13 protein-coding genes and 1 tRNA gene are annotated in these 19,846 nt (G+C 43.8%); 8 read left to right on the top strand and 6 right to left on the bottom strand.

Annotated features, from left to right (window positions below; all coding sequences use genetic code 11):
• Nucleotides 1-56: 56 nt before the first annotated feature.
• A complete protein-coding gene (locus tag BUR09_RS09995; RefSeq protein WP_074216793.1) occupies nucleotides 57-1,055 on the bottom strand; it encodes a TRAP transporter substrate-binding protein in 999 nt (332 codons plus the stop codon).
• Between the two features lie 1,049 nt (nucleotides 1,056-2,104).
• Here BUR09_RS09995 and BUR09_RS10005 point away from each other — a divergent pair.
• From BUR09_RS10005 to BUR09_RS10015, 3 genes are all read left to right on the top strand, one after another.
• Entirely contained in the window at nucleotides 2,105-5,794 is a 3,690-nt protein-coding gene (locus tag BUR09_RS10005) for an ATP-binding protein (RefSeq protein WP_074216795.1), read from the top strand.
• Between the two features lie 18 nt (nucleotides 5,795-5,812).
• Entirely contained in the window at nucleotides 5,813-7,597 is a 1,785-nt protein-coding gene (locus BUR09_RS10010; protein ID WP_175566016.1) for a sigma-54 dependent transcriptional regulator, read from the top strand.
• Nucleotides 7,598-7,847: 250 nt separating this feature from the next.
• Nucleotides 7,848-8,447 (top strand): Hsp20/alpha crystallin family protein, encoded by a 600-nt coding sequence (locus tag BUR09_RS10015; protein ID WP_245796725.1) that lies wholly within the window; start codon nucleotides 7,848-7,850, stop codon nucleotides 8,445-8,447.
• A 64-nt stretch (nucleotides 8,448-8,511) separates the two neighbouring features.
• Here the strand turns inward: BUR09_RS10015 and BUR09_RS10020 are convergent, their stop codons facing one another.
• Nucleotides 8,512-9,102, bottom strand: a complete 591-nt coding sequence (locus BUR09_RS10020) for a TetR/AcrR family transcriptional regulator (RefSeq protein WP_074216797.1) — start codon at nucleotides 9,100-9,102, stop codon at nucleotides 8,512-8,514.
• Between the two features lie 186 nt (nucleotides 9,103-9,288).
• Between BUR09_RS10020 and BUR09_RS10025 the strand changes: the two genes are divergently transcribed.
• Nucleotides 9,289-10,089: an EFR1 family ferrodoxin gene (locus tag BUR09_RS10025; RefSeq protein ID WP_074216798.1), complete on the top strand. Its 801-nt coding sequence runs from the start codon at nucleotides 9,289-9,291 to the stop codon at nucleotides 10,087-10,089.
• A gap of 228 nt (nucleotides 10,090-10,317) precedes the next feature.
• Here the strand turns inward: BUR09_RS10025 and BUR09_RS10030 are convergent, their stop codons facing one another.
• Both BUR09_RS10030 and BUR09_RS10035 read right to left on the bottom strand, forming a co-directional pair.
• Nucleotides 10,318-11,022: a hypothetical protein gene (locus BUR09_RS10030; RefSeq protein ID WP_074216799.1), complete on the bottom strand. Its 705-nt coding sequence runs from the start codon at nucleotides 11,020-11,022 to the stop codon at nucleotides 10,318-10,320.
• A 166-nt stretch (nucleotides 11,023-11,188) separates the two neighbouring features.
• On the bottom strand, nucleotides 11,189-11,998 hold the full coding sequence (locus BUR09_RS10035; protein WP_074216800.1) for an alpha/beta fold hydrolase: 810 nt from the start codon (nucleotides 11,996-11,998) through the stop codon (nucleotides 11,189-11,191).
• 348 nt (nucleotides 11,999-12,346) lie between these two features.
• Between BUR09_RS10035 and BUR09_RS16860 the strand changes: the two genes are divergently transcribed.
• The gene (locus tag BUR09_RS16860; protein WP_175566017.1) at nucleotides 12,347-12,493 is read left to right on the top strand and encodes a hypothetical protein; all 147 of its coding nucleotides are present in this window, start codon (nucleotides 12,347-12,349) and stop codon (nucleotides 12,491-12,493) included.
• Nucleotides 12,494-12,959: 466 nt separating this feature from the next.
• Here the strand turns inward: BUR09_RS16860 and BUR09_RS10040 are convergent, their stop codons facing one another.
• Together BUR09_RS10040 and BUR09_RS10045 are read right to left on the bottom strand one after the other, a co-directional pair.
• On the bottom strand, nucleotides 12,960-14,597 hold the full coding sequence (locus tag BUR09_RS10040; RefSeq protein ID WP_175566018.1) for a putative bifunctional diguanylate cyclase/phosphodiesterase: 1,638 nt from the start codon (nucleotides 14,595-14,597) through the stop codon (nucleotides 12,960-12,962).
• Between the two features lie 620 nt (nucleotides 14,598-15,217).
• A tRNA-Arg gene (locus tag BUR09_RS10045) sits at nucleotides 15,218-15,294 on the bottom strand.
• 298 nt (nucleotides 15,295-15,592) lie between these two features.
• Here BUR09_RS10045 and BUR09_RS10050 point away from each other — a divergent pair.
• The 3 genes from BUR09_RS10050 to BUR09_RS10060 are packed head-to-tail and all read left to right on the top strand — an operon-like array spanning nucleotide 15,593 to nucleotide 19,696.
• The gene (locus BUR09_RS10050; RefSeq protein ID WP_074216802.1) at nucleotides 15,593-16,858 is read left to right on the top strand and encodes a bifunctional folylpolyglutamate synthase/dihydrofolate synthase; all 1,266 of its coding nucleotides are present in this window, start codon (nucleotides 15,593-15,595) and stop codon (nucleotides 16,856-16,858) included.
• A 10-nt stretch (nucleotides 16,859-16,868) separates the two neighbouring features.
• The gene (selA, locus tag BUR09_RS10055; RefSeq protein WP_139296806.1) at nucleotides 16,869-18,275 is read left to right on the top strand and encodes an L-seryl-tRNA(Sec) selenium transferase; all 1,407 of its coding nucleotides are present in this window, start codon (nucleotides 16,869-16,871) and stop codon (nucleotides 18,273-18,275) included.
• Nucleotides 18,276-18,307: 32 nt separating this feature from the next.
• Nucleotides 18,308-19,696, top strand: a complete 1,389-nt coding sequence (locus tag BUR09_RS10060) for an aminopeptidase (protein WP_074216804.1) — start codon at nucleotides 18,308-18,310, stop codon at nucleotides 19,694-19,696.
• The last annotated feature ends 150 nt before the right edge of the window (nucleotides 19,697-19,846 follow it).

Below are 19,846 nucleotides of genomic sequence, written 5' to 3' on the forward strand. Positions count from 1 at the left end.
CCTAGTTAAAATGGAATGAGCCGGTGGAGACCACCGGCTCTCTAGTATCTGCTAGATTATTTTTTGCCGATGTAACCGAGGTAACGATCAAGCACTTCCTGGCCGCCAACAAAGTCGGTCATTTTTGGCCATACGTTTTCTACTGCAAGTTTTTTCCACTCAGCTTCGTCTTCGAGGGTATCGATCTGGATACCGGAAGCGATGAGCTCCGCTTTAGCACGGCCAGCGTCTACGAGCTGGAATGCGAGGCAGTATTCCTGTGCGTCACGACCAGCTTCTACTACGAGCTGCTGCATTTCTGGAGAGAGCTTTTTGTAAAGACGCTCAGAAATCATCATAGGCTGGAGCTGGTAAGTGTAGTGTACTTCGGTGATGTACTTCTGTACTTCGTTGAATTTAGCAGCCTGGAAAGTGATGTAACCGTAGCACTGACCATCTACTACGCCCTGCTGGAGAGCGGTGAAGGTTTCTGCCCAAGAGATAGGCACTGGGTTTGCACCCCAAGAACGGTAAGTTTCAAGGATAACTGCAGACTGAGGAACACGGAATTTCATGTCTTTAACGTCAGCAAGAGACTTGATTGGGCGCTTGGAGTTAGAAAGGTAACGGTAGTCAGTGTAGGTCCAACCAAGAACACGGAAGCCACCTTCTTTTACTGCAAACTCGTTAAGCATTTCGTGAGCAGGGCCAGTTGCACCACGTACTACGTCGTACATGTTGTCGAAGAGGTAAGGCAGGGTAAGAATACCAAGCTTTTTAACGAAAGGAACGGTGTTCGCGATACCTACTACTGCCATGTCGAGGTTACCGCGACGAACGTTCTGAATCATTTCGGTTTCATCACCGAGCTGACCACTTGGGAAAATCTGTACTTCTACTTTACCGTCGGTACGACCTTCTACGATTTCCTTAAAGCGGGTTGCGATAGCACCCATTTCGGAATCAATAGGGTCACCCATACCGATACGGAGAACAGTTGGGTCCTGAGCAAATGAAGCAGTGGAAACTGCCATCATAGCTACCAGCGCAACCAGCACTAATGCTTTCCTAAACATACTTCCTCCTGAATGTATTCCATAATAGATACGCCTCTAGTTAGAGCGTGTAACTGCCGTCATGGAATAAGGTTGTTATTCGCCCCCCTTCAACTGGCCGAAAGTTGTTAGGGGTAGTATTTCTTATGCTGAAGAAATTTATTGTCCGGAGGGAAACGACATGTCTTTAACTGGTGGGACAGGTCATGTCGTTTCCCGAGGGCATAAACCATATGCTGAGTATAGAGCAAAGAAGGGACCAAAAGTTGTAATTGTAAGAATATTTGTGAGTATCGTTCAGTAATAGTTAACAAAATACTGTTTTTGACTGTTTTGAAGGGGCAAGTTTGGGGTAAAAAAAAGGGACACGGTTGTCCCTTTTTTTTGCTATTTTTACTAACTGTTTAAAAATAAAGAATTATTTTGTGGGACACCTATGTCTCATTAGGGTTGATTGTGAAAAAAAGTGCGAAATGAGGGTGGATATGCGTGACAAAAAAGTCCCAAAAAACAACGGGGTGGATTAGGGGAAAGAAAAAAGTGCAAAAGTGCAACATGATTTTCCGGTTTTGACTCACGGATTGTCTGTGTTATGGTCGATTTCCCGTTTGTTTGAGACAGGAGTGACCCAATTGGATTTTTATGAGTTTTCATTGGTCAACTCTGAAAGAATAATCGGACGATGATGTCCCACTCTGTAATCACATTATGCCTGAATTGAATTCGTTTTTGGGGAAGAGTGTGACAAAAATGTCGCAATATTAGTGTGATGGATGTGGTGAGGCATTATAATCTGCACGTCAGGCGTGGCTTGTGCCTTCGAGAACAATCCCTTGAGAACAGTTGTTGCATGGATATTGGTGCATATTACGCTCAGTTTTCGCGTGGATGGATAGATAAGGATGTCGCTGTAGCGCAAAGCAGTCAGGCATCGACTGCCTTATTATATATAATGATAGGGTGGTGTATTAGGAAGCGTATGGTCTTTGTTGGCAGCAGAGAGCATGCGGTTGGTAATTTTTTGGTAAACTATGCGGATTGATTCCGTGGTGGTTGCAGGAGTAGGTTGAATGCGCCTGAAAATGTTAACTCTTCTTGTGTGCGGTATGTTGCTTCTGGGAATGGGGGCAATATATAAAACCGTACTCTCTTCTTTGGATTCTCGTGATAATACTGTTGAGCGGTTGATTGAAAACAAAGAGTTTGTGTGGGCGAATTTTTCACCTGAAGAACGAGAATGGCTTTCTAAACACGGCACCGTCCGTGTGGGAATCGATAATGACTTTTTCCCAATTGAAGCCAGAACAGAAGACGGGCAGCATGTCGGTATGACAAGCGACTACCTGCGTATTCTGGAGAAACTCACAGGATTGAAGTTTGAAATTTCAGCTGTGGGTGAGTGGACACAAGTAATGCAGAATATGCGCAAGGGTGAGCTCGACATGATCGCTGCGTTAATGCGGACTCCAAGCCGTGACGATTTTCTTAATTTCAGTGCCCCGTTCATTAAGATGCCCGGCATCATTGTTGTTCGCAAAGGGGACTGGAAGGACCTTACCCTCGATGACTTAAGTGGCAAGCGTGTTGCCGTTGTTCGCAGATATGCATGGCATGACTATCTGGAAGACTATTATAAGGATATCATCATTGATGTCGTCGAGAATAGTGAGGAAGGACTACAGCGTGTAGCGTTCGGACAGTCGGATGCACTTGTAGACTATCAATTCAGTATTACACATCAGATTAAAAAGAGTGGTGTTCTTGATTTGCAGGTCGGTGGCGTTGTGGGCTTGACTGCAAGCTTATCCATCGGGATTAGCAAAGATTTACCACTGCTGCAGAGTATTCTTAACAAAGCACTGCATAACATCACTTCAGAAGAACATAGCGCCATTGTGGGCAAATGGGTTCGGATGGAAGAGATGGATCCTGTTTCCACACGCGCAGTTGTTCTCATCTTAATGTGTTTTACATTTCTTATTGGTGCCACATGCATCATTGTTCTGTGGAACCTTTCCCTTAAAAAACTTGTGGATAAAAAGACCAGCGAGCTGAACGATGAGCTTATCAAACGTGATTCTGTAGAGGCTGCGTTACGAAACAGTGAAGTTCGTTATCGAAGAATTTTTGAAAACATTCAGGACGTGTATTTTCAGGCACTTCCGGATGGTCGTATTCGCGAGGTAAGCCCTTCCATTCAACAGGTTTTTGGTTGGACGCAGGAAGAAGCCCTGAATGCGTCTATCTACGATTTCATGGAGCCGCACGTTATTGAGGCGCTTAAAAATGAACTTCGTAGGCGCGGCAAGCTGGAAGACTTTGCATTTGTATTCGGTACTGGTGAAAGCGCAATGCATTGTTCTGTAACGGGTAAAATGCTGTACGATACAGAAGGAAAACCGGCAGAATTTGTTGGCTCCGTTCGTAACGTAACTACTCGTGTCGAATATGAAAAAATGCTGAGTAAAGCTAACTTGGAGCTTGAGTCCCGAGTTGAAGAACGTACCCGTGACTTAAAGGAAATGAACAAAGAGTTGCAGCGGTCAAAAGAAGCTGCGGATGCTGCAACTCAGGCGAAAAGCCAGTTCCTTGCAAGTATCAGTCACGAAATCAGAACGCCGTTGCATGGCATTATTTCATTTGCAGAACAGGTGCGCATGCTCGAAGCATCGCCTCCTGTACGTAAGTATCTGAGAAATATTTTGGATTCTTCATTTACTTTGCTTGATATTATTAATGAGCTGCTGGACTTTTCTAAAATTGAAGCTGGACACGTTGCGGTTGAAAACATGCCGTTCCATTTGGACAGCACAGTTCAGCGTGTATGTAATCTTGTTTTGGGTAGAGCAGCTGCTAAGGATCTAGAATTTATAGTAGATCTTCCTTCCACAGTACCAACAAAACTGTGTGGTGATTCCGGTAAATTGCAGCAGGTTATGTTGAATCTTACCAGTAACGCTCTGAAATTTACTCCTCCAGGCGGTACCATCTCGTTGTCGTTCCGATACCATCAGATCAGCGATAAGAACATTCTATTGCAATGTTATGTTCAGGATTCCGGTATTGGTGTTCCATCAAGCTCCATGGAGCAGCTATTTATTCCATTCCAGCAGTTAAGTGCTCCAGAGCTGCAAAGCTATGGTGGTACCGGACTCGGTTTGAGTATCTGTAAACAGCTTGTGGAGCATATGGGTGGTGAAATATGGGCAGAATCCGAACAGGGAGTCGGTAGTCTTTTTGCTTTCTCCGTGCCGTTTGAACTTGAGGATTCAGGCTGTGATATTTGGGAACTGCCTCAAGAACTCTCTAATATCACCGCGTTGATTGTTACCAAGTCGGAGCAGTCCGGTAGTGTTATCCGCTCTCATTTTAATGCAATCAATATGACGTCATCAATTGCATACGGTGTTGATGATGCGGTGTTGAAGCTTGAATCAGGTGTGGTGAAGCCGGATGTTATCTGCATAGGTCATAATATTCCACTGGCTGAGCGCCCTGAACGTCTTTTTGAGTTTACATCCGATGGTGAACCTATTCCTGTTCTGATGATGGCGGCAAAACATGGAAAGCTGGTGCTTTCAAGTTCCAAGCTTCCAGAGCATGTATATCTTGCTACAGATATTTTGACTATGCGTATGCTGCTGAGTTCGCTTTGCACCATGCTTGGAGCAGAGGGGGCAGTACTTGCGGATGCAGAAATGAATATGATGGGCATAGCAGACGAAGACAGGTTCAAAGGAAAGCGAATTCTCATAGCGGAAGATACGCAGACTAACCGTGAAATTGTCACTATGTTGCTTGAACCGACAGGTGGTTTGCTGACATTTGTTACCAATGGCCGAGAAGCTGTGGAAGCAGTCCGCAAAATTACTTACGACGTAATCCTTATGGATATACAGATGCCGGAAATGGATGGCTATGAAGCTGCTACTCTGATTACCAAAGAACAGGGTGACGCAGCTCCTCCAATGATTGCGTTGACGGCACATGCCATCAAAGGCAGCAGACAGCAGGCAAAGAGTGCAGGTATGAACTATTATCTATCAAAACCATTTGGCAAAGAGTCCTTGTATTCAACCATTGCAAGTGCTTTGAATGCTGAAGAAAACGTTGAAGCAACAGTGCGGGATTACTCAGAAGATTCTAAGCCGTTATCTGTTCCGTATGGTATCTGTACCGAGGTCGCAAAACGTCTTGGAGTAACGCAGGAATCTTTCAACAGACTGTTGAAGCTGTTTGCTCAGGAGCATGCAGATGCTGTTGAAATGTTGCGTACTGCACGAGAGAATCATGAATATGAGCGATTGATGAAAGTTGCTCATACGCTATCCGGCGCTGCTTCCAATATCGGTGCAGCACAAAGCGGAGCTATAGCCAAGCAGATTGAAATGCGGGCAGAGCGAGTTGTGAACGGGGAAAGTACTCCGCTTGGTGTTGATGATCTTATTCTTTCTTTGGAGCGCGAATTAACTCCGCTGCTTGAAGAAGTGGCTGTGAAGAGTGAGCCTGAGACAAATGATGTTGTGGGGACAGAAGGAACGCCTCTTTCTGCATCACAATTTGCCATAGCAAATGATCTGGCTGTTGCTCTTGAGACCGCCGATCCAGTAAAAATTGAAGAATTATTGCCACAGGCTGCCGCATTTTTGCCGCAGGCAGATTCGGTGGCACTTGAGTCACTGGTATTCCAGTATGACTATGAAAAAGCACGGGAACATCTGCTTGGGTGCGAGCAGGTATCCGCGTTTAGTGCTGCATAGACAAGGATGAGAGACGCTGTGAGAAAAAAACCTTTGATTCTTTTGGTTGACGATAACCCCGTCAACCTCCGTATTCTTGTAGATAACCTTCAGGAAAAGTATGCGCTGGTTGTTGCAAAAACTGGTGAAAAGGCGCTTGAGCATGCCATCGTTCAACGTCCTGACCTTATCCTGCTGGATATTGTATTACCGGATATGGATGGCTTTGCTGTTTGTGAACAGCTACAGCAAAAGGATGCGACCTGCAGTATTCCGGTAATATTCATTTCCAGCATGCAAGATCCGGAATACAAAACTCGTGCTTTTAGTGTCGGGGGCGTTGACTATGTTACCAAGCCGTTTCATCAGGCAGAGGTGGTAGCAAGGGTGCATACCCATTTGCTTCTCAAAGGTATGCGTGAACGGCTTGAGGAAAAAAACGTACTTGTAAAGCAGGAATTGAGTGAAAACAAACGTCAGTTAAATACACTGATGGATAACTTACCGGGTATTGCCTACCGCAGTGAAGTTGATGCGCAACGCACTATGCAGTTTATGAGTGTTGGCACCTACGAGCTCACTGGCTTTCCTCATACGCACTTTACTGAAGGTGGTATGGAACCGTTCATTTCTGTTGTTGTTGAAGAAGACAGGGCAGAGCTTACCGAGCGGTTGCAGGCTGCATTGGCGGCACAGCTGCGTTTTGAGCATGTTTACCGTATTCAGACTGAGGCAGGTGATTCACGCTGGGTCCGTGAGCAGGCTGTAGGTTTGTATGATGATGACGGTGTACCATTTGCAATTGAAGGTTTTATTTCTGACGTTACCGAAAGTAAATTGCAGGAACTGGGCATTTGTGAAGAGAACCGTCTTCTTAAAAGTAAAATGAAGGCGCACTACTTCGGTAACATTGTTGGCGATTCAGACCCAATGCAGAACATTTATGAAATGATTCTGAAGGCCGGTGCAACCGATGATAACGTGATCGTGTACGGTGAGTCTGGTACTGGTAAAGAACTTGTTTCCCGTGCTGTGCATGACAACAGTTCGCGATTTAACCGTAACTATGTTCCAGTTAACTGCGGTGCAATTCCAGAACAGCTCTTTGAAAGTGAGTTTTTCGGACACAAAAAGGGTGCATTTACCGGTGCGGTTGCAAACCGTAAGGGCTACCTTGAACAGGCTGATGATGGCACACTTTTTCTTGATGAATTAGGCGAAATTAGTCTTATCGGGCAGATAAAATTGCTCCGTGCAATTGAAGGCGGTGGCTTTACTCCTGTTGGCGGTACAGAACTTGTACATGCTCGTCCACGTATTGTTGCGGCAACAAACAGGGACTTGATGGAGTTGGTTCAGCAGGGACAGATGCGTAGTGACTTCTACTATCGTATTCATGTTGTGCCTATTTACATTCCACCATTACGTGAGCGTAAAGAAGATATCCCGTTGCTTATTGATCATTTCCTCAGGGTGTTGCCTGAGTTGGATAGTCGTCCGCAGATCACAACAGAAGTACTTAATGCATTCATGGCATATGATTGGCCGGGTAATATCAGAGAAATGCAGAACGCATTGCATCAGTATCTGAACCTTGGAACTCTGACACTTGGCGGGGAACGCATTATTACAGGTAGTGATAGATCGGGCATGCAAGTGCTTCAGGAACCGCTAGAAACTGCTATGTCCCGTTTTGAACGTCAGTATATCGTAGATATTCTTAAAGCAAATGACTGGCATCGTTCTCATACAGCCCGCACTTTGCAGGTGGATAGACGAACCTTATTTCGTAAAATGAAACAGTACGATATTGATAAGGATTAGTTTTCATCAGATGCATTGCTTCGCTTAAGAACTAAACCCCTCCTCCACAGAATCCTCTGTTGTGGGAGGGGTTTTATTTTGTGGATAGTTAATGAGATTGTAGGTTGAATGAAGCTGATAGCTCGGAACAGACTGCAAAATAGTAGCATAGTTACTATGCTATATAAGTTAAGTCTGTTTCTTGACTTCATTGTAAACCGGTCTATCCTGAAAAATAGACAAAAACTAAAAAATGTCCAAGGAGGATGCTATGACTGCTTCTAAGTCTAAAGAAGGTTCTATGGTCGTTTCTAGGCTGAATCCCTGGAATTGGTTCAAGAGGGAAAGTGAACAAGAGAAAATCCTTCCAGCTAAGCATGCGGAGCGGAGACTAAGAGGTTATGCTCCTCCGTTTGACCAATTCCATGCCGAGTTTGATCGTATGTTGGATTCAATGTTTTCTGATTTCGGTTTTCTTCCACCTCGTCACATGGTTGATGTGGCTGACAAGAGGTTGGAGCACGTTATGATAAAACCTAAAATCGACGTATACGGAACTGAAAAAGAGTATGTCATTGAAGCTGATCTTCCCGGGATTGAGGAAGAGGACTTGTCCATAGAACTCAAGAATGACTTGCTGATTCTCTCCGCGGAAAAGAAGTTTGAAGAGAAGAAGGAAGATAAGGGATATTATCGCGTGGAGCGTTCCTATGGATCATTTAGAAGGGTTCTCAATATTCCTGAAGACGCTGATAAAGATAATATTAAGGCAAAGTTGGAACATGGAGTTTTGTGTATCACTATGCCGAGAGCCAAAAGTCTTGAAAGTAGTGCAAAAAAGATCGCTATTGAAAGCTCTTCCTCAAAGTAAGAATTATTGATGAATAGAAAAAAAGACTCCGATACAAAACGGAGTCTTTTTTTTATGAGTAAATTTATGATGTACTTTTGTTTTTTGTTATTTGAATAGTAATTTCAGTTAGTTCTTCAGCAAAAGACATGTCCATTGGGGCATGACCTATGAGCAGACGATACCACATGGAGCCAAAAATAAGGTCTGTTAAAATCTCCAGATTTTGTTCAGGGCTAATTTCTCCACGTTCTACCGCTTGCTGGAAAATAGATAGTAAGACTGAGCGTCGTGTTAACGAAAAATTATTCCTGAACCGTTTGCGAAAGTCTTCATCCTTTTGGGCATGCGCTATTAAGAAACGCAAATGAGCACCGCCCCAGTCAACGGTTGCTTTCATGGATTGTCTTAAAAATTCATGAAGTGTTTTTTCTAACGATTCAAATTTAATGACTGGAATATCGGTACCAGCCTGACGCAAGACGACATCTAGCACTATATCTGCCAATGACGGCCACCAGCGATAAATAGTGGGTTTGCCAACCTTAGCTCGCTTAGCTATGCCCTCGATAGTAAGTCCGGAACCGCCTTTTTCGTTTAACAGCTCGTGAGTTGCTTTCATTACGGCCTGCTGTGCTTTTTCACACCTAGGGCGTCCAATTTTTGTATTTTCCATACGCATCCTATAGTTATTCTTGCAAAAAATATTTTGCCATGCTTGACATATGTTGGCAAGTTTAATTACGTTACGTCACGTAAAGAAAAATAAATTGTCTTTACAAGGTGTTAGTGCCGAAAAAAAACGACCGAAAAGCGTAAAGACGTTGCAGCAATTTAATGAGCAATTGTCGAAGGGAATGAAATGGAAATAGATTCTGCAAAAATAGTATATTTTTCCCCAACTGGAACAACGAAAACAGTTGCTCAAGGGATTGTGAAAGGTATTAATCCTAGTTCTGTGGATTTGATCGATATAACCACACCGAGCGGAAGAGAACAGTCATTGCAGACTACAGAGAATGAACTGCTTGTGGTGGCGGTTCCTGTCTACATGGGAAGAGTTCCTGCACTCGTAGTAGAATGGCTTAAGACTATTAAATCCAGTAAGACTCCTGTGGTTTGTGTAGTTGTCTATGGCAACCGTGTTTATGATGATGCGTTGTTGGAATTGAAAGATATTGTAGAAACATGCGGGTGTATTCCTGTTGGATGCGGTGCTTACATTGGTGAGCATTCATTTTCAAATGCAGAAACTCCGATTGCCGAAGGGCGTCCCAATAAGGATGATTTGGCGCATGCAGAAGATTTTGGACGCAGTATCAGTAAGAAGTTGGAGGCAGTTTCATTCTCCTCTCAACTGTCTGACATAGAGGTGCCGGGAGTGCGACCGTATGGCGGTGTGACAACGTTGTGGAATGTAGATTTTATTGCTGTGAATGATTTATGCATTCAATGTGGTGTTTGCGCAGAAATATGTCCTGTAGGGGCTATAGCTTCGCAAGACTATACGTTGATTGATCAAGAAAAATGTATCACGTGTTGTGCCTGTATTAAGAATTGTCCTCAAAGTGCTAGAGCAATAAAGCCAAGTCCAGTTAAGGATGCTTCAATCAGGTTAAATAAGCTTTTTCAAGAACCGAAGCAGCCGGAAGTGTATCTATAGTCTGACTGCAAGCAACTTGAGAGAGTGGAATAGCTCGGTGAGTAGCTTGTGGAGGCTAAAGAGTGGAAAAAGGACTTACGATTTTCGTAAGTCCTTAAGTTTTATTATTTCAGAGATTTTGCATTATGCATTCAGATTCATAATTAAAGCCAAATCGCTCATAAATGTATGAGCTTGAACGGGCGAACCTAACTGTTTGCGCTAAGGGGGAAGCTTGATGTTTTAGACTTAGATTGCGTACCCAGAGAGAAGCAGGATGGTTACAACGCTTTGTTCAACAACTGGCGAAAGACCTGGGGTGATCCATACAGTCATTGTAGCTCCGCCAAACATGTTTTCTCCAACTTTTACAACTCCAAGAGTTTTTTTCCCGCTCATTACCTTGTAGCCAAGCGGTGAATCGTGCTTTTCCCCTTTTTCATCTTTGTAAACAGATTTAAGCTGGTAGCGCTTGTTGAGAATTTTTGCACCACCACTCAGTGTAAGATTGGCGTTTACAAGGCTATTAAGTCCTGCCTGTTTAAATATCTCTCTTTTGGTATCTACCTTAGGCATGCTGATACCAATATTACCAATTATCTTCCCGTTACACTTTACTACTCCAACATAAGGGTTGTGCAGTCGAATTCCGGCATCAGGAAGTGCAAAACCTTGTCTTCTGCTTGTGGCTGTAATTTTCCACTTTTGGGCGGCATTAATAGTGAGGGTAATGTTCTGTGCCCCTGTGTGGTATACAACGCCACTTTGGTGTCCGATGCTTTTATATGTGCCTGTGGCAATGTTTTTGAGTTCGAAGTCAGAGGCTATGCCAATTCCTGTGTAAGTTAATTCGGCAGTCTTGGCTTTCGGGTGAACTCCATACAAAGGGGTTTTGGACCCCATGCAGCCAGTCAGACATAGAACGAGCAGTAAGTTAAAAAGAATTTTTTGCATTTTTTCCTAGATGGACAGGTGGCTGTATTCGAAGATTGCATTAGTGACGAGTTTATACCTGAGGAGCGCAAAAGGACCCTCTGTTCATTTTTCATAATACGATACAAATGTCTTTGGATGCAGATTGGAAGCCTTAGCCTTTGTGGTAGTTAGGGTCGAGAAAGTATTATGCTGGCAATGTTTGAGCAAGGAACTCCAGCAAAAGTGTATTTACACGTTGTGGTTGCTCTAATGTGCAAATATGTCCTGCATCAGCCACGATCGTCTGGTTACAATTAAGTTTTTCGGCCATTAAGTGTCCTTCCTGAGGTGGACGAGGCATATCTTGTTCCCCAGTCACTACAAGCGCTGGAATATTCATCTGTTCCAGTAGGTTGCAACGATCTGGACGACCAAAGATCATGCGTCCTAGTGGCACAATGCTGTTCCTTAAATTTTGCGCTGACAGAGCTGCTAAGTGTTGGCTCAACGCTGTCGTCAGTGCGGGATCTGGTGTACGTCTGAAAAAGAGCGGTACAATTTGTTCTAATAATGGCAATGGGATAGTGCCTGCTTGTTCGATGGCATCCATCATAGCAAAATAGCGTTGGTGCGTTACCTCAGGCTCTCGCCCAACAAATGTGTCCATTAACACCAAAGCAGTGCAACGCTCCTTGGCTATCGCGGCCAGTTCGGTGCCCCACATACCACCAACAGAGAGACCAATAACCGCAAAATGCGTAATTTTAAGATGGTCCATCAGTGCCAGGTAGTCTTGAGCCAGATCGGTCAATGTCTGGTGGCCTTCTGGTAAGTCCTCGGAATTACCATGCCCCCATAAGTCTGGCACAATTACTCTATAATATTTGCTTAATGCCTCAATTTGTGGACGCCACATTTCAGCATCAAACAAATAGCTGTGTCCTAACAACAAGGGAAATCCGTTACCGTGATCTTCATAATGCATATTACGATTGTGTAGTTGTAGTTTTGGCATACATTTCCTTAAATAGTTTTATGAGGAATCAATTTTGATTTAAGTTACCTTAAGCTTTTAGTTAAGGTAGCTTTTAAATTTATAATAATTTGTTCTGCACTGTAAATGTCAGTACAAAGAATATATTGATGTTTTCCTCTGGGGTCACTTGTGTAACTTGTGTCAGTGTGAATGTGAGTAATTCGTTGCTCAATACACATGTGAAATGGTGCATTGTCTAGAAATTAATTATCCCAAAAAGAATAGAAATTTTTTTTAATACAACTTTCTTATATTATGCAAAAAAAAAAATCTACTGCTACAGGCCCCAGTCATGATGAGACCTTTGTTAGGAGATGCAGGATATAAATGGCTTTTACAGGATTTTTTAAAGAAGTTATTGCGGAATGGTTAGATGCTGCAGATGATTTTAAAAAAGAGTATTCAAGGCGAGGGGGGCTTGAAATTGTAGGAAATATGATTAGCAAGGCTAGGGGAACGAGGTGTACTGCTTAAGATAGTTTTGTGTGTGGAACGTTGTAGAGATTAGAAAAAAGCACTTACGATTTTGTTCGTAAGTGTTTGATTTTTGAGTAGTGCGCAGGGGGTAATGTTTTTTGATTTCGTAGGGATATGAGTATTAGGTTGTAGGCAATCTCACCGTTGGCTCGCAAAGTAATCGGAAGAGTTAGTCAACCGTTATGGAACCCGATGTCTTGAACCCATGACTGGTTATTTTTAAAGTAGAAGGGTGCTTCTTAGTAGAGATAGCCCAACTACTTTATGCCAGAAAACGTTATTTTTGACTTATGTCTTTTCAAGGGAAACTTACGAAGGGCATGCTGGAAGTGCATGGAATGAAGTGCCTATACGCTTGCCGTTCAGGTGAGCTATGAGGAGCTTCTGAAGAATATTGGTGAGACTGTAGTGCGGGTTAATCAGTAGACCATAAAAAAAGTTTTTGCTCTTGGTGGCTGGGAGCTTATGTCGTCAAGGCTGCAGGGGGATTTAAATGCTTATCAGAAGATAGATAGTTGTCATGCCATAACTCTTCGATTTTTTTAGCAGGAACAGGCTGGCTGAAGTAATACCCCTGTCCATACTGACATCCTATGTCACGAAGATATCTCCACTGTTCTTCCGTTTCGATTCCTTCTGCAAGAGAATCAATACTAAGAGTATCACTCATCTGAATAATAGCCTTCACAATAGCTATGTCATCAGTATTCAGAGGAATACCGTTAACGAACGATCTATCGATTTTGAGTTTGCTTATGGGCATTTGCCTTAGCCGAGATAATGATGAGTATCCAGTTCCAAAGTCATCAAGGCTGATTTTTATACCACTTGATTGAAGGCCATCAAATACAGTCGCTATCCGGAAGCTATCTTTAATCACTGTACCCTCAGTGATTTCAATTTCCAGTTGTTCCTTACTAACTCCTATCAATTTGGTTGTATTTATTATTTTTTCCAAGATATCTTTTTGCCATAGTTGCCTACCAGAAATATTAGCTGCAATGTATAGTGGGATATTCTCTTGCTTCCAACTGTGCAATTGTCTGGAGCATTCTTCCAATACCCAATCGCCAATAGGGTTTATCAACCCGATAGATTCGGCTACTGGGATAAAGTCATTTGGTGAGATAACCTTGCCATCTTTTACCCATCGAATCAGCGCCTCTACGCCTATCATTCTGCCGCTATTCAGTTCTACTATTGGTTGGTAATGGAGAACAAATTCTTTGTTATCAATTGCCCTACGCAAATCATTTGAGATGAGCATTAATTTATTCTGCTTAGCAGTAAGGTCTTGTGAGAAGTATTGATAGGTACCACGCCCATGCTCCTTGGCTCGGTACATGGCGGTATCTGCTTGCATCAATAAAGTTGATTTGTCATCACCATCATCAGGGTAAATGCTGACACCTATACTGGCATTAATGTAGATGTTCTGGTTTTCGATTGAAAATGGTTTTTGTATTGTTGTAAGAATACGTTGAGTAACCAGAGTTACTTTCTTACAGAAGGAATCTTTGTCCTTACTTGCTGAATTATTCTCCTCAATACCGGATATCAACAGGATAAATTCATCTCCACCATGTCTTGCTAGTATATCGGACTCCCGAAGATTCTCACTTAATCTTTTCGCAACTTGGTATAGGAGAGCATCACCAGCATCATGCCCCAATGTGTCATTAATTAATTTGAAATCATCCAAATCGATAAAGAGAACTGCGACACGGCTTTCATGTCGTTTGGCTTTCACCAGCAATGAATCCAGTAATTGGAGCAGGTTGTTGCGGTTGGCTAACCTAGTCATACTGTCATGGTTGGCACTATATTCAAGTTCTTTCTCTTTTTGTACTAGCTCGTAGAGGAACTTGCGTGTTGTATACAAGCTAGCAATGAGACTAATAGGTATAAAGGTGATTATGCCCAAAATGATTTCGTCAAGCTGCATTTCTTCATGGGCACGAGTGTAAGAGTATAATAAATCTAAGGCATCAATATGGGTGAGGAGTAGGGTAAAAAAGATGGTGGCCAGTAATACGATAGGCAGCAAGCGAACTATGCTTTTATGCATTTGCCCCACTCTTTTTTTAGATTCTCTTTCCATAGACCATAGCATCCTATATCGCTCCATTAGGCATAGCTCTATTTACTCAATAGGTTAGTGATAATAGGCACGCTACATCATACTAAATGCGCAAGCTAAATGGCTGTATGTCATAAAACTATTTAATTTGTTTAAATAAAAAATTGAAAATAAGTAGAAAGATTCAAAAGATAGATCATAGATGATCTTGAGTATCACAATGAACATGTGGCCTAACTTGATGGCCACATGTTTGTTGTAGGATCAGACTACATTTAGCATGGAAATGCTTTTTATCAACAGTTCCTTTTATAAGGGTGTGGCTCATTACCTTGGGTGCAAAACTAAAGGTAATGAGTAGTGCGTTGAGACATGTTACACTTTTGGCTCCCCCCATTTTTGAGGGAATTTATAGATTGCCTTTTGTGTTTTGGGGAGGAACTGGGAGGTTTGGTTTATAGTTGTACGCGTTTTTGAAGAAAAAAGTGTTTTTAGTTTAAGTTGTTGGGATATGTTGGTGGTGTCTGGCTTACTGTGCAGTTAAAAGTGCACTGAGTTGATAGATAGTTGCCCCCAAAGCCATTTCACAGAAAAACAAAAAACCCGATAAGTGTTTAACTTATCGGGTTTACTTGCAAAAGTGGCGCGCCAGGAAGGATTCGAACCCTCGGCCAACGGCTTAGAAGGCCGTTGCTCTATCCAACTGAGCTACTGGCGCGCGTTGAGGGCTGTTGTTTATCCGAAGCTGGATGGATGGTCAAGCCCTCTTATGTAATTTATTGCATTTTTGAGGAAAAAAAGTGCAATTTTATGTCGATGCAATGCAGGATGAAATCCTAAACGTAAAATTAGTGCTAGTGGATGATAATTACAGTGCAAATTTGCTTTGCAGAGTCTTGAAAGTTGCTGCAAAATGCTCGAGGTACAAATTATGGCATCCATAATCTGTAGTTTTGAGCATAAATGGATGCTGTAAAAGCATTGACCTGTAAGCAATCATATTCTAGGGCGACTGCATGAGCGAAACCGAACGAAATTTTTTTGCAACGTATGATGACTTTGAAGCGCATTTAATGAAGCTTGGCCTGTTCCATATGGATCTGGCGCATAGCAGAATTGATGCGGTTTTACATGAAGCGGAACTGAAACGACCTGATTATCCGGCGGTTCAAGTTGTCGGCACAAACGGAAAAGGTAGCACCAGCTCCTTCCTGTCTGCATTCGGGCAGGCTACAGGATTGAATGTTGGGCTGTATACCTCTCCACACTTTGTTACTCCACGTGAACGAATTCTTATCAATGGCGAAATGCTGGATGAAGAAGAATGGTGTGATGTGGCAAACGATGTTATGGAGTGCGGAGGGCAGGATCTTACTTATTTTGAGCTGCTTACCGTAATGGCTGTCTTCATGTTCTCTGACTACGAAGTCGACCTTGCTATTTTTGAAGCCGGATTGGGTGGAGCACACGATGCTACTACTGCCATTGAGCGAGATCTTGTGGTGTATACACCAATTGGACTTGATCATGTAGATGTACTGGGTGCTTCTATTGAAGAGATTGCCCGCGATAAAGCTGGTGCGATGCGTAAGGGTATGCCTGCAGTTACCCATATCCAGTCCAAAGAGGCTTTGGCGGTGCTAAAAGAAGAAGCGCAGAAAGTAGGCGCAAAACTTGTTGCTGCTGAAGGCACTGTGACTTTGCCAAAGACTGAACGTTTTGGACTGGTTGGTGCGCATCAGAAAGATAACGCTATGCTTGCCCTTGCAGCGTTCAAGCAGCTTGTTGATATCTATGGATGGCAACCTGCTGATATTATGGATTGGGATGATGTGAAAGAAATTGGTGTTGCAGATGCATGGATAGCAGGTCGCTTCCAGCATGTGTCAGCAACGGATTCACTTCCTGATTTGTACCTCGATGGCGCGCATAACGAACCGGCATTTGATGTTCTTACAGCTGCATTACAGGAAACCGGAGTTAAACCGGCCGCCATTATCTTTGGCTGTATGAACAATAAAGATATCCAGACGCTTGTTCCAAAGGTTCAGGCGCTTACAGAAGGCTCTATTCTGCTTCCTCAGTTTACAGAAATGGATAGGGCAGAACCGGCAGCACGGCTTGCAACTCATTTTGATGAACGGGCAGAAGTCTGTGACTCTTTGCAGGATGCGTTGACCCGCAGTAAAGAAATTGCAGGGGATAAATCTGTGTTGCTGTGTGGCTCATTGTACTTGCTTGCTGAATTTTTTGCTCTGCACCCAGAATTTTTACAGCGCTAAGGAGCTTCGCTTGTCTATTCTTTTCCGCGCATTACCATCTGTTGATAAAGTCCTTGATGCCCTTACCGAGTCGGGTGAGTTTTCCCATATTCCTCGCTCGATTGTACGCGAGCACGTGAACGGCTTTCTTGATGTTTGCCGCGAAGAGATTCGCGCAGGTGTTATCACTGAGCAGGAACAGCTTGCTCTGGGTATCATTCTGCCGCGTATGAAAGCGTATATCCGCGCACAGTCACGTCCTCATTTTAGACGTGTGCTTAACGGCACTGGTGTTGTTGTACATACCAACCTCGGGCGTTCTTTGCTTGCAGAGTCTGCTGTTGAAGCCGTTACTGAAGCTTGCGCGTATTACTCCAACCTTGAATTTGATCTTGCTACGGGTGAGCGTGGTAGCCGCTATAGCCATGTGGAAGAGCTGCTTTGTAAAGTTTGCGGTGCAGAAGCTGGCCTTGTTGTGAATAATAACGCTGCGGCAGTGCTTATTGTTCTGGATACCCTGTGTAAGGACAAAGAGGTTCCTGTTTCCCGTGGTCAGCTTGTGGAAATCGGCGGTAGTTTCCGAATCCCTGAAGTTATGGAAAAAAGCGGTGCAACCCTGCGTGAAGTGGGAGCCACAAACCGTACTCATCTTAGAGATTACGAGCAGGCGATTACAGAAGAAACCGGTGCGCTGCTGCGTGTGCATACATCGAACTACCGGATTGTTGGCTTCCATAAAGAGGTGACTCTGGAAGAAATGGTTGCTCTTGGCAAGAAGCATGATCTGCCAGTGATAGAAGACCTCGGTAGCGGCAGTTTTACTGATTTCTCTACTCTGCGGATTGGCGAAGAACCGACTGTGCAGCAGGTAGTGGGTGCTGGTGCTGATGTTGTTACCTTCTCCGGTGACAAAGTGCTTGGGGGCCCTCAGGCGGGGATTATTGTCGGTAAAAAGAAGTACATCGACATGATCAAACGTAACCCGATGAACCGTGCATTACGTATTGATAAAATGACCCTTGCTGCGCTGGAGGCTACCTTGCGTTTATACCGTGAGCCGGAGCTTGCCCGTATAGAAATTCCAACTCTTTCTATGATGTTTGCAGAGCAGTCTCAGTTGAAACAGCGTGCACGTCGCCTTGCAAACCGTATTAAAAAAGCCTGTGGTGAACAGATTTCTGTAAAAGTAGTGGATGGCAATTCCCGCGTTGGCGGTGGTTCTTTCCCTGAACGAGATTTACCGACAGCACTTGTTGCAATTACACCGTCTGCTGTTTCAGAAACCATGCTTAAAAAAGCATTGCTTGATAGCAATCCTCCGCTTGTAGGACGAATTGAGCAGCAGGCTTTTTGTCTAGACCCCCGTACCTTGACCGATAAAGAGTTCACTTTGGTCATTGATGCTTTGCAACAAGCCTTACAAGTTGTTTCCCGATAAATTAAGCACTGCTAAGTGCATTGGAGATATGAATGAGCTCTAATAACTTATCCTGTGAGCCAAAAAGTTGCTGGGAAGTTTACTCCAGTGACAGTGATCTTGCAGCAATGGATTCTCTTGCTGCGCGTTACATTGAATTTCTTACTACCTGCAAAACTGAGCGCGAAACCATTGCCTATGCTGTACAGCGCCTTGAAGAAGCAGGGTTCTCAACTGATATTTCTTCTGGAAAATATTACACGATCCTCCACGATAAGACCTTGTTTGTTGCCCGTAAGGGTGCAAAGTCTTTAGCTGAAGGCGTACACCTTATCGGTGCTCATGCAGATACTCCGCGTATCGATTTCAAACAGCATCCGTTGTACGAAACCTGCGGTGTGGCACAGGCCAAAACCCACTACTATGGCGGTATCCGTAAGTACCAGTGGCTTTCCCGTCCTCTCGCTCTGCACGGTGTGGTTGTAAAAGAAGATGGTAAAAAGGTTATTGTGAATATCGGTGAAGATGCATCTGATCCAGTGTTCACCATTGCAGACCTTCTTCCGCATCTTGCGCAGGATCAGTCTAAAAAGGTTCTCGCAGATGCTTTTGAAGCAGAGAAGCTGAATATCATCCTTGCTCATCGTCCAGTAGAAGTGGAGGATGAAGAAAGCAATGATGCACCTAAAGAAAAAATTAAGCAGCGTGTTCTCGATATCCTGCACGAGAAGTACGGTATTAATGAAGAAGACCTGTACTCATCCGAATTACAGGCTGTTCCGGCTGGTCCTGCACGCATGGTTGGTCTGGATGAATCAATCATCGGTGGTTACGGTCAGGATGACCGCATTTGCTGTTTCACAGCGCTTGAAGCTTTGCTTGAAGCCGATGCGTCTGATTACGCTCAGGTACTCGTTTTATGGGATAAAGAAGAGATCGGCTCTGAAGGTTCAACTGGTGCCAAGTCTCGTTTCTTTGAATATTGCATTGAAGACCTCATTGAAGCATGGGATCCAAACGCACGCTTCCGTCAGGTAATGTTGGCAACTCGTGCACTTTCTTCTGATGTACACGGTGCAATGGATCCTGATTATCAGGAAGTGCATGAGAAGTTGAACTCTGCAACACTTGGCTACGGCCCGTGTTTTTGCAAGTTCACCGGTCATCGTGGTAAGTACGAAGCTAACGATGCACATCCTGAGTACCTCGGCTGGCTGCGTGGTGTAATGAATTCCGCTGGTGTGCCATGGCAGATGGCAGAACTCGGTAAGGTTGATCATGGTGGTGGCGGTACTGTTGCAATGTACCTTGCAATGTACGGTATGAACATCGTCGACTTTGGTCCTGGCCTTCTGGCAATGCACAGTCCGTTCGAGCTGGCAAGCAAGGCGGACTTGTACGCGACCTTGAAAGCATTTTCAGCTTTCCTTGAAGCTAAATAATATCACTAAGCGATGGAACATGGTTCCATCGCTTTTTTGTTTTGCCTCCGGCGGGCAAGGCGCTGCCTTGCAGCCGCAAGGGGATACTGTCCCCTTGACCTAAATTAGGTATGATTAGGGGAGGTACTTCTTATATGTACCAGTGGGCAA

Source organism: Halodesulfovibrio marinisediminis DSM 17456 (assembly GCF_900129975.1).
GTDB lineage: Bacteria > Desulfobacterota > Desulfovibrionia > Desulfovibrionales > Desulfovibrionaceae > Halodesulfovibrio > Halodesulfovibrio marinisediminis.

Excerpts from the sequence above, each read along its gene's own strand:
- BUR09_RS09995 (WP_074216793.1), bottom strand. The coding sequence starts at position 1,055 with ATGTTTAGGAAAGCATTAGTGCTGGTTGCGCTGGTAGCTATGATGGCA.
- BUR09_RS10005 (WP_074216795.1), top strand. The coding sequence starts at position 2,105 with ATGCGCCTGAAAATGTTAACTCTTCTTGTGTGCGGTATGTTGCTTCTG.
- BUR09_RS10015 (WP_245796725.1), top strand. The coding sequence starts at position 7,848 with ATGACTGCTTCTAAGTCTAAAGAAGGTTCTATGGTCGTTTCTAGGCTG.
- BUR09_RS10020 (WP_074216797.1), bottom strand. The coding sequence starts at position 9,102 with ATGGAAAATACAAAAATTGGACGCCCTAGGTGTGAAAAAGCACAGCAG.
- BUR09_RS10025 (WP_074216798.1), top strand. The coding sequence starts at position 9,289 with ATGGAAATAGATTCTGCAAAAATAGTATATTTTTCCCCAACTGGAACA.
- BUR09_RS10030 (WP_074216799.1), bottom strand. The coding sequence starts at position 11,022 with ATGCAAAAAATTCTTTTTAACTTACTGCTCGTTCTATGTCTGACTGGC.
- BUR09_RS10035 (WP_074216800.1), bottom strand. The coding sequence starts at position 11,998 with ATGCCAAAACTACAACTACACAATCGTAATATGCATTATGAAGATCAC.
- BUR09_RS16860 (WP_175566017.1), top strand. The coding sequence starts at position 12,347 with ATGGCTTTTACAGGATTTTTTAAAGAAGTTATTGCGGAATGGTTAGAT.
- BUR09_RS10040 (WP_175566018.1), bottom strand. The coding sequence starts at position 14,597 with ATGGAAAGAGAATCTAAAAAAAGAGTGGGGCAAATGCATAAAAGCATA.
- BUR09_RS10050 (WP_074216802.1), top strand. The coding sequence starts at position 15,593 with ATGAGCGAAACCGAACGAAATTTTTTTGCAACGTATGATGACTTTGAA.
- BUR09_RS10060 (WP_074216804.1), top strand. The coding sequence starts at position 18,308 with ATGAGCTCTAATAACTTATCCTGTGAGCCAAAAAGTTGCTGGGAAGTT.